Consider the following 13364-nt stretch of genomic DNA (forward strand, 5'->3'; position numbering starts at 1 on the left):
TAATGGCATTAGGTGGAGGAACGTTCTTAACGCAAAATAAGAAGCTACCTGGGGTTTTTATGAACTTTGTAAGTGTGGCTCGTGCAACAGCTTCTTTGGCTGACCGTGGTTATGCTGCATTACCGTTAGAACTTGATTGGGGTGCTGACAATAAGGTAATGACCGTAACTACTGAAGATTTACAAAAGAATTCACGTAAAATCTTTGGATATGACTACACTAATGAAAAGCTAAAAGGTTTGCGTGATCTATTTAAAAACATTCACACAGCTTACATTTATAAACTCATGAAAAACGGTGTAGCGGCAACGAATACCTATGGTAGTGCGGTATGTAAGGGTATTAGAGGTAATGATTTAAAGTTAGTTATTAGCGCTAATGTTGATGATGTAACAAAGTTCGATGTTTCAATCTATCTAGGTTCATCATTAGTGGATGAGCAACTAGCCGTTGGTCCGAAAACAGACGATTTAGCGGATAATAATTTTGTAAAGTGGAAAAAAGGTGTGGTATTAGAAGCTTCAGCAGGAACACCATTTACTGCAGGTTCTAACGGTGAACCAGTAGAAGGTGCTGAACATCAAGAAGCATTAGCTGAATTGGAACCATATTCATTTAACGCGCTGGGTTGCTTATCTACAGTGGAAACCATCAAAGATTTATATATTGCATTTAATCAACGCTTACGTGATCAAGTAGGTGCGAAGTTTCAAACTGTCGTACACAAAAAGCAAGGTGCTGATTATGAAGGCGTAGTAAGTGTGTTGAATGATGTTACGGATGATGATAACGAAGCTTCACTTGCTTATTGGTCAACAGGAGCAACTGCAGGATGTGCAATTAATAGATCTAATACTAATAAAAAGTATGACGGTGAATATGAAGTGAAAACGAAAATCGATAAGACATTAGAAACGGCTTTATCCGATGGTGATTTTGTATTCCATAAAGTCGGAGACGATATTTGTGTTCTTGAAGATATTAATACATTTACTTCATTTACAAATGACAAGAACGAAGATTTCTCGAGCAATCAAACAATTCGTGTACTTGATCAAATTGGAAATGACATCGCTCGACTATTCGCTAAAAAGTATCTTGGAAAAGAACAAAACGATGCAGCTGGTCGTATTTCTCTATGGAATGACATCACTACACATCACAAAGAACTTCAAACATTACGCGCTATTGAAAACTTTAAATCTGAAGACGTAACAGTACAACCAGGTAACTTAAAAAAGGCTGTTGTAGTAACTGACTACGTACAACCAACTAACGCTATGGCCCAATTGTATATGACCGTAATGGTCTCTTAAGAAGGGAGCTGACAATATGGAAAAATTATTAAAGCTAGATTTACAATTTTTTGCTCAAACAATGAATGCAAAAGATTCTGTAAGTGCGGCATTGGCTGAATGTTTTGTGACGATTGAGGGTAATCGCTATAACTTTATGCAGATTATAGACTTTGAATCAGAAATAGAAAAAACGAAAAAAGAAGTACCGATTTTAGGAAAGACAGGTAAAGGCTCAAAAGCAACTGGTTGGTCTGGTACATTCTCCGGAACTGCTCACTATAACCAATCTATTTTCCGTGAGTTGCTGTATCGTTATGCCCAAACTGGCGAAGATGTTTATTTCGATATCCAAGTTACTAATGAGGACCCCACTTCAGCAGTGGGCCGTCAAACGGTTATTCATAAAAACTGCAACTTAGATGGAGGTGTATTATCAAAGTTTGATGCAGATGGTGAATACTTAGATGAGCCAATTGATGGTACATTCGATGGCTTCGAAATGCCAGAGAAGTTTAAATTACTTCCTGGTATGCAGTAAAACAGAGGTCGCTTACATTAGCGGCCTTTTATAATTCAAACAAATAGAAAAGGATAAGGTGATAATATGAGTAACTTAACAGCATTTTTAGCACAGAACGCATTAACAACAGAAAGTGAAAAGCACGTAGTTTCTAAACGATTTATCGATGAAGATAAAAAACCGATTAAGTGGGAAGTAGGCGCAATTACTTCTGACGAAGATGAACTGTTAAGAAAAAGTCATACAAAACGTATGCCGGTACCGGGCAAAAAGAATGTATTCCAGCCAACTACCGACTACGATGCATATTTAACAAGTTTAGCTGTTAAATGTACACTGGATCCAAATCTACATGATAAAGATCTACAAGATTCATACAAAGTCATGGGTGCAGAAGCATTACTCAAAAAAATGTTGTTACCAGGTGAATACGCTGATTATTTAAAAGTAGTTCAGACAGTTAATGGCTTTGATGTAGGTATGGAGGAAGCTGTAGAAGAAGCAAAAAACTAATAGATGGAGGCGATTATGAAGCTAACATAGCTTATTATTGCCTCCATAAATTTCATAAATGGCCTTCGGAATTTGACAGCTTACCTAAGTACGAAAAAGCATTAGTAATAGCTGCAGTGCAAATTAAGATGGAAGCTGAAGCAAAGGAAGAAAAGAAGATGAAGAAAAAGGGCCGAAAGAAATAGTTATAGTAAAATATACCCCTTTTGTTATATGCTAATGGATATTGAAAAGGAGGTGTGTTTTGTGAAAAATAAGTTCAAAGTATGTTCATTAATATTAGTAGCAGTTTTTATGTTAATTAGTTGTGGTAATACTAATGATAATGTAAAAGAAGAAATTAAACCTATCATAAATGCTAATAAATTCAGTAGAATTTCTAGTAAAAAACTAATTTCAATTCTGGGTAAACCAGAATCTATTGAAGATTATAAGTGGTCTGTTCCAAAGACAGGAAAGGGTATAGTTGGAAAAGTCTATGTTTATAAAAAAAATAAGTACGAGTTTATACTTTTTGATGATAGCGTTGCAAGGTTAAATGTTTATTCTGGAGAATTTATGGGCTATGATGATTCGAAATTTGAGTTTCAAAATGAGCAGGATATATTCCCTATGTTCAACATTAAACCTAATGATCATCTCAAAAAAATAGCAGATACAAATTATGCATTAAGGTTTAGCCCGGTATCAGGGAAAGTTGCGGATGTATGGATTCAAGAAATTAAAGACAATACATTTGGAGTAGCGAAAATAACATACAACTTAAAATATTATTAAAGCGCCAATAACCCAATAGGAGTTGGCATTTATCAAAAAATGTTCTAAGCACTCATTACGAGTGCTTTTTTATTTTACTTAAAAGGCGGTGAACAAAATAGCTACAATTCGTACAGCCATACAAATCCAGGATGGTATGTCTAGTGCTTTTCAGCATATGAACACTGCAATGAATGTGGTTCTGAGCAGTTTTGAATCTTTGCAATCTGCATCCAGTACTGCAATTGATACCGCAAGTATAGAAACAGCACGAGCCGAATTAAATAGAGCTGAACAAGCATTTAGTCAGATTGAAGAAGAAATTCGAAACGCAGATGAAGCTCAACAACAATTTAATAACAATATCAATGAAGGTACTAATTCAGCTGATGGATTGCTACAAAAGCTTGTAGGAGTAGCAGCAGCGTATATGGGGTTTCAAACGGCAGGTAACGTGATTTCTTTATCTGATGAAATGACAAATATAACAGCTCGACTAAATTTAATGAATGATGGAATGCAAACGACTGCAGAGTTACAAAACATGATTTTTGAATCAGCCGAACGGGCTAGGGGTTCATATTTGAATACTGCAGATGCCGTTGCTAGTTTAGGACAAAGAGCATCAGATGCATTCAATACTAACGCAGAGACTATTGCATTTGCAGAAACACTTAATAAAATGTTTATAATTGCAGGTGCTTCGCAAGATGATGTGTATTCAGCTACGTTACAGTTAACACAAGCACTAGGATCAGGAGTATTGCGAGGAGAAGAATTAAATGCAGTATTCGAATCTGCACCAAACGTAATACAAGCCATTGCAGATTATTTAGAAGTCCCGATAGGTGCTATAAGAAACATGGCAAGTGAAGGTGAAATTTCAGCAGATATTGTAAAGGCTGCTATGTTTGCTGCCACAGATTCAGTTAATGAAAAATTCGAATCTATGCCAAAAACCTTCGCTCAACTATGGACAAGTTTTCAAAACCAAGCAATAAAGGCATTTGAACCAATACTTCAAAAAATAAATGATATCGCTAATAGTGATAGATTTGAAGCTATGATAAATGGATTTATAAATTCTTTGTATGTATTGGCTACTGTAGCGGTTACAACTTTTGATGTTTTAACAACGGCAGGTAGTTTTATGTACAATAATTGGTCGCTTATTGCACCCGTTTTAGGAACAGTGACAATGGCAATAGGAGCTTATACCACAGCATTAGTGATTAATAAGGCTGCTGAAATAGTTAGCGTATTTTGGACAGGAGCAAAAACATTAGCTATAGGCTTAATGACCACTTCAAGTTGGGCAGGTGTTCAAGCTACAATTGCTCTCACAGCTGCACAATGGGGGTTAAACACAGCATTGATGGCAAACCCAGTATTTATTATTGTGATGGCTATAATTATTTTAATTGGGGCACTTTATTTAGCGGTTGAAGCAGTTAATTATTTTGCCGGAACATCAATAAGCGCAACAGGTATTGTCGCCGGAGCTTTCATGGTTTTGGTTACATTCATTTATAATAAAATCGCATTTTTGTGGAATATATTTGCCGCTATTGCAGAATTCTTCGTAAATGTTTGGCAACACCCAATATATTCAGTTAAAAAACTATTTGCGAACTTAGTAAATAACTTCTTAGATCAAACGATATCCATGAGTAGCGGCTGGGATTCTTTTGCTACTTCTTTTGTTAACGCCATGATTAGCGCAGTAAATGGTGCAATTAAGGCATGGAATTGGTTTGTAGATATGCTCCCTAGTGATATTGCCAGTTCTATAGGATTAGGTAAGGGGGAGGAATTTGAATATAGAACATCTATAACAAGCGACTTAAAAGGTATTAAAAAAGGAATTAATGCCGCAGTTGGTAAGGCCCCTGAAGACTACTGGGAAGCACCAAAGATGGAAATGAAATCACTTGGTGCCGCATGGGACACTGGTTACGATTGGGGATCAAATCTATTTAGTAAAGATGCTGTTAAAAAAGAAAAAGATAAAAAAGATAAACCGGATAACGATATGCAATCGCTAATAGATAGTGTAAAAGGTTTACAACCTCCTGCAAATAACGCAGCAGATGCAGCTAATAGAGCGGCTGGAAACGGCGGTAAAACAGCCGGCAATACTGCAAAAATGGCAAAGGCAATGGAAGGTGCAACTGATGATTTGAAATACATGAGGGACCTTGCTGACCGTGAAGTAATCAACCGATTCACGACAGCAAAAGTGAAAGTTGATTTTAGCAGCGTAAATACTATTAAGTCTGATTTAGACCTAGACGGAATCATTGATAAATTTGGCGAAAAGCTAGAAGAAGCTATTACTGTGACTGCAGAGGGGGCGCACTAGATGTATGGATTTTTTATAAACGGTGTACAATTTCCTATTGCGCCTGCAAAGCTAGATACAAGAATTAATAACAAAAATCAGACTATCACTCTAATCAACGAGGGTGAGGTCAATCTTTTAAAAAAGGCTGGATTGACTGATTTTTCATTTGAAGTCCTTTTACCTAACGCAAAATATCCGTTTGCGGTATATCCGAAAGGCTTTAAACCAGCAACTTATTACTTAGAAAAACTCGAAAAATTGAAGTTGAAAAAGAAACCGTTTCAATTTATTATTACTCGTTCAAAACCCAATGGTGACTTGCTCTTTGACACGAACATAAAAGTGTCCTTAGAAGGTTACGAAATCAAAGAAGATGCTGAAAACGGTTTTGATGTAAATGTGTCGATTGAACTTAAACAATATCGGGATTACGGTACCAAGAAAATTAAACTTAAAAAACCAAAGAAAAAAGGTAAAAAGAAAGTCGCTGTCGCATCTAAAAAACGACCATCTACAAAACCAGCACCGAAAACACATACAGTTGTGAAGGGTGATACATTGTGGGCTATTTGCAAAAAGTATCTAGGAGATCCTTTGAAATATCCCGAAATTGCTAAAAAGAACAACATCAAGAATCCCCATTTGATCTATCCTGGGCAGGTGATTAAACTTGGCTAAAACGCAGTTAATCATACAAAATGGTAAAACAATCATGGAACCAGTTGTCGAAGAAGGGATAGTTTGGGAAACAGCACGAAAAGGTGTTCCAGGTAAGCTCACTTTTTCTGTAGTCAAAGATAAGGCTCTGAAATTCGAAGAGGGCAATGCCGTGAGATTTATATATAAAGGAAAAAAGATATTCTTTGGTTTCGTTTTTACAAAGAAGAAATCAAATAAAGAACGTATTCAAGTTACTTGCTATGATCAATTACGCTACTTAAAAAACAAAGATACTTACGTTTACAAAAATAAAACTGCATCTGAATTTTTGAAAATGATGGCTGCCGATTATCGACTGAAAATAGGGAAAGTCGAAAATACAGGGTTCAAAATAAAGTCACGTATTGAGGACAATAAAGAGTTATTTGGTATGATGCAAAATGCATTAGATCTTACCCTAGATAACACTAGAAAAATGTTTGTGCTGTATGATGATTTCGGTGCACTTACATTAAAGAATATAGAATCGATGAAACTAAACTTAATGATAGATGAAGAAACAGGTGAAAGCTTTGATTACACGTCTTCTATCGACTCAAACACGTATAACAAGATCAAACTTATTCGTGAAAATAAAAAAACAAACAAGAGAGAAATTTTTATTGCCCAAGACAGTAAGAATATGAATAACTGGGGCGTACTACAGCACTTTGAAACTATTCAAGAAGGCGTAAACGGTAAAGCTAATGCAGATGCTTTACTTGCTTTACACAATCGCAAATCACGTAATTTAAACATGAATAAATTGTTCGGTGATACACGTGTCCGTGGTGGTAGCAGCGTTATTGTTAAAATGAATTTAGATGATGTAAAGCTATTAAATTATATGGTTGTAGATAGCGTTAAACATACTTTTAACGAGAGTGAGCATGTTATGGACCTTAAACTGATTGGCGGTGACTTCGTTGCGTAACATGCATGATATATTGGCTTTGATGAACAAGAGCAGCAAAGGTGTTATTAACACTGCTGATCCAGTATTCGTATTATTTGGCGAAGTAACTAGCCAATCTCCACTAGAAATATTAGTTGAGCAACGACTACCACTTGATGAAGACCAATTAGTATTAACTAGAGCAGTTCGGGATTACGAGGTTGAAATGACTGTAGACCATCTTACTGAAACTGATTATGGGCCTGCAGCACATACCCATCAATATAAGGGTAAAAAGAAATTTCTAATTCATAACGGATTAGTCGTAGGTGATAGAGTGAAATTATTACGAGTGCAGGGTGGTCAGCAATACGTCGTTTTTGATAAGGAGTGATACGAAATGATACCTCAAATTACAGATGATATTGATGACTTCGAAAGTGATCTTGAAATTGAAGAGCAACAGACCAGTAGAACATACAAATTAGATCTGGTACGTAAACGAGTAACCGGATATACAGATGGTCTTGATGCAGTTGAACAGTTTATTCACAAGGCAATCGGAACGGAACGTTACGACCATCTAATATACACATGGGATTACGGAGCTGAAATTGCAAAGTTATTTGGGCAACCGATTCCATACGTATACAGCGAATTGAAAAGACTTATAACAGAAGCGTTAACACACGATGACAGAATCGATAGTGTTGATGCTTTTTCTTTTACTCATAAAAGAAATAAAGTGGCCGTTACATTTACCGCTCATACGATTTACGGAGATATTGAAGCACAGAAGGAGGTGGACGTATAGATGTTCGAACATATTTCACAAGAGCAACTACTTGATGATGCGCTGGACGAAGTAGTAACAGATGTCGACAAGCGAGAAGGTGCCATTATTTATGATGCATTGGCACCGCATTCAATCCAATTATATGAACTTTATTTTGCGATGGATGGAATGATCCAAGAGATGTACGGCGACACAGCTTCTCGTGAATTTTTAGTTAAACTCTGTCTCGATAGAGGCATTACACCTTATTTAGCGACCCATGCAATTTTGAAAGGTGAATTTAATATTGATGTACCTATCGGAACTCGTTTTAGCCTTGATACACTCAATTATATTGTTACTGAAAAAATCAGTTATGGCGTGTTTAAATTACAGTGTGAAACTACTGGTGTTGAAGGTAATAATTCTTTTGGTCAGTCAATCCCAATAGAATACATCGATGGTTTAACGACCGCAAATATTACTGAATTACTTATTCCAGGAGAAAATGAAGAAGAAACAGAATCATTACGTAAACGCTATTTAGATAGTTTTGAAGCACTCGCATACGGTGGTAACCGTAAAGATTACAAAGAAAAAATACATGAGTTACAAGGTGTAGGTGGAGTAAAATCCCGTAGGATTCGCGAAAATGACTTCAACGTAAAGGTTGTTGTGATGGATTCACAGTATAAAACCCCAAGCGAGGCCTTGTTAGAAGAATTACAAACAACTATCGATCCTGTATCAAATCAGGGTGAAGGGGTTGGCCTTGCCCCTATAGGTCATGTTGTGAAAATAATTGGAGTGAACGGATTACAAGTAGATATAGCATTTAATATCACTTATGAATCGGGTTACTCGTGGGCAGATATAGAAATTGGTGCGTTAGAGCTCGTGGATGACTACCTACTTGAATTAAAGAAAACATGGGAAGATAACACACAGCTCATCGTCCGTATTATCCAACTTGAATCACGCGCATTGGAGCTCACGGGTGTTTTGGATGTACAGGATACGATGATTAATGGTGCTGCTGAAAACTTGATTTTAGGTGAGGATGATATACCTATTCGAGGTGTTGTAAGTGGATAATTACTTAGATAACGAAATTGACTTATTTCCTTTTTTACCTCCGACGATCAATGAATTAAAAGAATTCAAAGAAATTACGCGTGTTGAGAGTACGAATTTCAACGTTGTACGGCAGCATCTGATTAATATCTTTAAAGACAGATTTGTACATGAAGCTACTGAGCAAGGTGTCTGCCGTTGGGAAAAGATGCTGAAACTTAAAAGACGTAGCATAGACACGCTAGATGAGCGTAAATTCCGCATCTTAGCGAAAATGAATAATAAGTTACCATACACAATGCGGACGCTTGAACAATTATTAAATTCATTGTGTGGTAAGGGAAACTACAATTTGCTGCTAGATCCATACGAATTAGAATTATTTTTTGAGTTTTACACGAAAATACCTGATGTTCAGTTGCTAAAGGATACATTAGAACAAATGATACCTTTAAATTTATTGTTACATTACATGTATACGATAAAAGTGCCAGCAATTAAAGTAAGTGCAAGAGAACATGTTTATCCTGTCATATATCCAATTACAAACGTTGCTGTTACAAATAACGATGGCGTTGGAGTTGGTAGTACTACGAATATCGATATCTCAGTTAGAGGCCAGGGATATCAAATTATATATCCAATTACAAATATGGTTGTCACATACTAAAGGAGTGGTTAAATGCAAGTACATGAAAGACTATTGAATATCTTATTTAACGCTCTGCTCACAAATGTGAGAAAAGGGCGCTTTTTAATTGACGGGACAGAGCGTGATATTGAAATATTCCGTACAGAACGATTAGGCGATATTATGCGTGTCATGTTTTATTTGGATGATTACAGTGGGGCTGTCACACAAGTGTCCCTATTAGATAGAGATAATGTCATTTTAGTTAGTGGACAAACGAATTTTTATAAAGAAAATGACGGCTTTATGTATGTATTTGATATACCTGTTGTCGTAGAAGGGATGGTATCAGTATGAGCAGTATTCAATCATATGAGCGTATAAATTTCTTGGACCATATTTTACGAATTGACGAGAAAGGTAATTTTATTCCTCTAATTGATCCGTCGACTGGCCAACAGAAAGTTAATCTAATTACAGGACAAAAAGAATGGGAAGCATTGCAAGAAGGAACACGCTTAAAGGCTTTAACGATGAATTATCTAGATAAAAATATTGAAACTAATCGTAATTATATTTCAGATTTACACACTTTAGTTAGACGTTTACAACTACAACTAGAAATGGATGGACGCGCACCAGGTAGTGGCGGCACATTCTTCGATACCCTAGACGGTTTCTCGAACAAAATATTTTTGCAAAGTCAGCAAACATCGATTAATAAAGCAATCACTGCAGGTGCGACAACTATCTCAGTAGATAGCTCAGAAGGCTTTACAGCATTTACACAGGTCACAGTCTTTGACGATGAACACAGCGAGGACGTATTAATCACTGCAGTTAATAACAACTCCTTAACTGTACAAGCACTTGTAAATGGTTATAAAAAAGGTGCAAAGGTAGCTCGCTCTACAGTGGCTCTTGATACAGTAAATAAAAAAATGGATATCGGAAATTGGGAGACGTTTAGCGTTTCTGTTGTGGAGGTGGTTTAAGGATGGTTAAGTATTATTACGATAAATACAATACGGTAGATAAAGTGCAATATAGAGAAACTGGATTTACAAAAACAGGAGCTAACACCCAGTTTTTTGCAAGTAGGTCAGGAGGTTATTACTTCGATTCTTGGACAGGTAAATTTAGCGAAGGTAGTTGGGGCTATCAAAGTGGTGGAACTGTTTCGATTGGTGACACAGCTTATCCAATTACTGGAGAACAAAGTTCCATTACTAAATGGGTTGCTAAGGAAGCCGGCTCAACAGACAAGCTACTGCAAGTTGATGTTTATAGTAATAGTAGTACTCAATACACCGATTACTCCAAAGGTTCTCTCGTTCAATCTAATATCATAGCAGAAGATGGAACGTACCCAACAAACGGACGATACTCAGCAGACGGCTATTGGTATGTTCGAGGTGCAGTGGCGGAAACATCACCAGGAACAGTCGTTGCACAGCCTTATAGTACGGAGGGGAATGGTGGACGTAAGTTAGTGAGGTTAGAAAATGGATGGTTTATCGCTGCAGTAAAAAACATGTCGGGTTATTACTTGTTTGTGTCTAAGGATAATGGGAAAACATTTAATTTATTTTTTAACCAAAATATAACAGGTACTGTATTATCTTCCGATTTATTAGATGTAGCACTAGTGCCTTTAAAAGGTACGAAAATAGCAGTACTATATACGTACTACGGTAAGGATGGTGCGGGTAAGAATGGCACACCATTACTTTACTCCTCTATTATTGATGTTTCTTCAGAAAATAGGCTTTTAGATAAAACAATTGGAGGTACCTATACTTCACTCAGCAATGTTTCGCTTGCAATCGACCCATCAAACGGTCACCTACACGCAGCATGGGCGAGTAAAAACGCGACGCATCCAAACTCGTTTAACATTCAGTACGCAAAAAGTACAGATGAAGGTGCTACATGGAGTACACCAACGCAAGTAACAGCTACAAATACAAGTGGTGTCGGATTTGAAAATCCGTCAATAGTAATAACAAATGATGGAAAACCAACTATCATTATGGAAGCTATTCAAGCGGGCGTTAACGGAATCCATGTTTATAAGCCTGACAATAGACTTGAATCAAATTCATTTACAACATCATCAGGGTTTTATAGAAAGACTATTTATAACGGTGGAACTTATGCCCAATCCTCTCCATCAGCAGTCGTGGATAAAGATGGAGTGATTTATACGGCGTGGCATGGTAAAGATAGTTCAACGCCTTCGTATTTTAAATCATATTTTGCAAAATCAACAGATGGTGGTGTAACATGGAATACCTTTACGAGGTTAGCACCATATAACATCGATAGTCATTATACAAATGCGACTATCACAATTGATAAAACAGGCAAACTTTTTGTGTTAACCGGCAGACAAGATGGTGCAATTGTTATGAATACATCAATAGACGGCGGAGCTAAATGGACTGACGGAACTCAAGCGGGATTAGGCACCAACTATCCATACCCATCGGCTTTATATGATACTCAATTTAGTGGTGTTTTCGGTTCAATACCGCCCTATATTTACCAAACCGGAACGAGTGTTAAATTCGAAGGACCATTCTCAACAAACAACGCACCAACTTTAACACTAAACACAGAAAACAATAAAACGTTATACGAAAATGATTCATTCTTAATTGACGGTTCCGCAATTGAGATAGACAAAGGAAACATCGTAAACGTCAAATATCAAATTAATGGTGGGCAAGTAAGGGCAATAGCAACTGAAATTTCAAATGGTACTAAGCCTATTTTATTTTCTGAGCAACTGACATTTAAGGCCGGAAAATTATTTTATGAAGATACAGCAATCACTGATGCATTATCTGAGGGTGTAGCTCATCAACTTAAAGTATGGTCAGGAGATGACCAAGGCGGAAAATCAGCAGAACAAACTCGCTCATTCTTTGTAGTTCCTAACAGAGCGCCAGTAATTACGATTAACCCAATCGAAAAACCGACAGGAGTAATAGATTCTGATAAATTCCCAATCTCAGGAGCTTGTAGCGACCCAGACGGAAACGATGTGATTGTTTCTTACAAAATCAACACAAGTCTTGCTACGGAGATTTATCGCGGTAAGGGTGGCGACTGGACGTTTGACGTTGCATTTAGCAGCTTAAAAGTAGGAGAAAATATCATCATTGTAGAGGTTATTGATAGTCATAATTTCAAAACGTCGAAAACGATTAAATTAAATAAAGCAGTAAATAAAACGCCCGTATTGAACTCTGTGGCTCGGTATAAAATCGTACCGCCCACAGGGACTGCAAAGGGCGTTTTATTTTGGATTCAGAAAGAAAAAGGCTTAAATATCGATGCCGAAATTAGTATGACTGAGGCAGGGGTGCAAGAGAAATTCATTGGAATGCCACTGACCAATTCAGCGCCGATTGATTCATTCATCACTGAAGATCAGTTTGTATATGAAGCTGCAGAGTTGAAAGAAAACATTATCGTTAAATTAAATTTAAGTAGAGAATCAGCTGAGGTTAGCGATTCTATTACTTTGATAAGCGGGGTGCTTAGTTAGTGAAGATTAGACTTAGACAACCAGACGGTTCACTTGGACCATTAGAAGAAGTATTCCCAACGCAAATTGATGAGACCGTATTAATGCTACTTGAAGCTTTAGCCGGTCAGCAAGAGCAAATTACGCAACTGCAAGAACAAATCGAAGAATTGAAAGGGGATAAAGCATAATGGTATACCCATATATGATTCCTGTGTACGCTTTGTTAGTAAAAGCAGGTTCGCGTGAAATCACTGCATTACCTAAACAATATCAATTTCCTGTTGCAGAACATCTTGCATCACAAATCAAAGAGTAATTCAC

At 36.9% G+C, this 13364-nt stretch carries 16 protein-coding genes; all 16 read left to right on the forward strand.

Translation table 11 applies throughout. From position 1 onward, the window contains the following. The first annotated feature begins 2 nt into the window (after positions 1 to 2). The 16 genes from ACZLO7_RS08840 (at position 3) to ACZLO7_RS08915 (ending at position 13359) form a co-directional block, all read left to right on the forward strand. Positions 3 to 1316: a phage tail sheath C-terminal domain-containing protein gene (locus ACZLO7_RS08840; RefSeq protein WP_464938951.1), complete on the forward strand. Its 1314-nt coding sequence runs from the start codon at positions 3 to 5 to the stop codon at positions 1314 to 1316. A gap of 16 nt (positions 1317 to 1332) precedes the next feature. Continuing rightward, complete coding sequence (locus ACZLO7_RS08845; protein WP_464938952.1) at positions 1333 to 1836, forward strand: phage tail tube protein; 504 nt, start codon at positions 1333 to 1335, stop codon at positions 1834 to 1836. Between the two features lie 66 nt (positions 1837 to 1902). After that, positions 1903 to 2331 carry a phage tail assembly chaperone gene (locus ACZLO7_RS08850; RefSeq protein WP_464938953.1) on the forward strand — a complete coding sequence of 143 codons (429 nt, stop codon included), beginning with the start codon at positions 1903 to 1905 and terminating at the stop codon, positions 2329 to 2331. A 246-nt stretch (positions 2332 to 2577) separates the two neighbouring features. Beyond that, positions 2578 to 3108, forward strand: coding sequence for a hypothetical protein (locus ACZLO7_RS08855; protein WP_464938954.1), 531 nt, complete (start codon positions 2578 to 2580; stop codon positions 3106 to 3108). A gap of 88 nt (positions 3109 to 3196) precedes the next feature. Then, positions 3197 to 5449, forward strand: coding sequence for a tape measure protein (locus ACZLO7_RS08860; RefSeq protein ID WP_464938955.1), 2253 nt, complete (start codon positions 3197 to 3199; stop codon positions 5447 to 5449). Continuing rightward, positions 5450 to 6109, forward strand: coding sequence for a LysM peptidoglycan-binding domain-containing protein (locus tag ACZLO7_RS08865; RefSeq protein ID WP_464938956.1), 660 nt, complete (start codon positions 5450 to 5452; stop codon positions 6107 to 6109). It abuts the gene before it with no gap. Beyond that, positions 6102 to 7064: an XkdQ/YqbQ family protein gene (locus ACZLO7_RS08870; RefSeq protein ID WP_464938957.1), complete on the forward strand. Its 963-nt coding sequence runs from the start codon at positions 6102 to 6104 to the stop codon at positions 7062 to 7064. Before ACZLO7_RS08865 ends, ACZLO7_RS08870 begins: the two co-directional genes overlap by 8 nt. 1 nt (position 7065) lies before the next feature. Next, complete coding sequence (locus ACZLO7_RS08875) at positions 7066 to 7419, forward strand: DUF2577 domain-containing protein (RefSeq protein WP_464938987.1); 354 nt, start codon at positions 7066 to 7068, stop codon at positions 7417 to 7419. Positions 7420 to 7425: 6 nt separating this feature from the next. Beyond that, complete coding sequence (locus ACZLO7_RS08880) at positions 7426 to 7839, forward strand: DUF2634 domain-containing protein (protein WP_464938958.1); 414 nt, start codon at positions 7426 to 7428, stop codon at positions 7837 to 7839. Further along, positions 7840 to 8895, forward strand: a complete 1056-nt coding sequence (locus tag ACZLO7_RS08885; protein WP_464938959.1) for a baseplate J/gp47 family protein — start codon at positions 7840 to 7842, stop codon at positions 8893 to 8895. It begins immediately after the preceding gene. Next, positions 8888 to 9544: a putative phage tail protein gene (locus ACZLO7_RS08890; protein WP_464938960.1), complete on the forward strand. Its 657-nt coding sequence runs from the start codon at positions 8888 to 8890 to the stop codon at positions 9542 to 9544. The genes ACZLO7_RS08885 and ACZLO7_RS08890 overlap by 8 nt, the downstream gene beginning before the upstream one ends. Positions 9545 to 9556: 12 nt before the next feature. Further along, a complete protein-coding gene (locus tag ACZLO7_RS08895; RefSeq protein WP_464938961.1) occupies positions 9557 to 9862 on the forward strand; it encodes a hypothetical protein in 306 nt (101 codons plus the stop codon). Continuing rightward, positions 9859 to 10500 (forward strand): hypothetical protein, encoded by a 642-nt coding sequence (locus ACZLO7_RS08900; protein ID WP_464938962.1) that lies wholly within the window; start codon positions 9859 to 9861, stop codon positions 10498 to 10500. Before ACZLO7_RS08895 ends, ACZLO7_RS08900 begins: the two co-directional genes overlap by 4 nt. A 2-nt stretch (positions 10501 to 10502) precedes the next feature. After that, a complete protein-coding gene (locus tag ACZLO7_RS08905) occupies positions 10503 to 13061 on the forward strand; it encodes a sialidase family protein (RefSeq protein ID WP_464938963.1) in 2559 nt (852 codons plus the stop codon). Then, positions 13061 to 13231, forward strand: a complete 171-nt coding sequence (locus ACZLO7_RS08910) for a hypothetical protein (RefSeq protein ID WP_464938964.1) — start codon at positions 13061 to 13063, stop codon at positions 13229 to 13231. Before ACZLO7_RS08905 ends, ACZLO7_RS08910 begins: the two co-directional genes overlap by 1 nt. Continuing rightward, the gene (locus ACZLO7_RS08915; RefSeq protein WP_427748716.1) at positions 13231 to 13359 is read left to right on the forward strand and encodes a CD1375 family protein; all 129 of its coding nucleotides are present in this window, start codon (positions 13231 to 13233) and stop codon (positions 13357 to 13359) included. Before ACZLO7_RS08910 ends, ACZLO7_RS08915 begins: the two co-directional genes overlap by 1 nt. Positions 13360 to 13364 lie beyond the last annotated feature (5 nt).

Source organism: Viridibacillus sp. d25.2, assembly GCF_055456015.2.

What these genes read in the sequence shown, in the direction of transcription:
- ACZLO7_RS08875 (WP_464938987.1), top strand. Translation starts at nt 7,066, where the DNA reads ATGCATGATATATTGGCTTTGATGAACAAGAGCAGCAAAGGTGTTATT.
- ACZLO7_RS08915 (WP_427748716.1), top strand. Translation starts at nt 13,231, where the DNA reads ATGGTATACCCATATATGATTCCTGTGTACGCTTTGTTAGTAAAAGCA.
- ACZLO7_RS08840 (WP_464938951.1), top strand. Translation starts at nt 3, where the DNA reads ATGGCATTAGGTGGAGGAACGTTCTTAACGCAAAATAAGAAGCTACCT.
- ACZLO7_RS08865 (WP_464938956.1), top strand. Translation starts at nt 5,450, where the DNA reads ATGTATGGATTTTTTATAAACGGTGTACAATTTCCTATTGCGCCTGCA.
- ACZLO7_RS08900 (WP_464938962.1), top strand. Translation starts at nt 9,859, where the DNA reads ATGAGCAGTATTCAATCATATGAGCGTATAAATTTCTTGGACCATATT.
- ACZLO7_RS08905 (WP_464938963.1), top strand. Translation starts at nt 10,503, where the DNA reads ATGGTTAAGTATTATTACGATAAATACAATACGGTAGATAAAGTGCAA.
- ACZLO7_RS08880 (WP_464938958.1), top strand. Translation starts at nt 7,426, where the DNA reads ATGATACCTCAAATTACAGATGATATTGATGACTTCGAAAGTGATCTT.
- ACZLO7_RS08895 (WP_464938961.1), top strand. Translation starts at nt 9,557, where the DNA reads ATGCAAGTACATGAAAGACTATTGAATATCTTATTTAACGCTCTGCTC.
- ACZLO7_RS08850 (WP_464938953.1), top strand. Translation starts at nt 1,903, where the DNA reads ATGAGTAACTTAACAGCATTTTTAGCACAGAACGCATTAACAACAGAA.
- ACZLO7_RS08885 (WP_464938959.1), top strand. Translation starts at nt 7,840, where the DNA reads ATGTTCGAACATATTTCACAAGAGCAACTACTTGATGATGCGCTGGAC.
- ACZLO7_RS08845 (WP_464938952.1), top strand. Translation starts at nt 1,333, where the DNA reads ATGGAAAAATTATTAAAGCTAGATTTACAATTTTTTGCTCAAACAATG.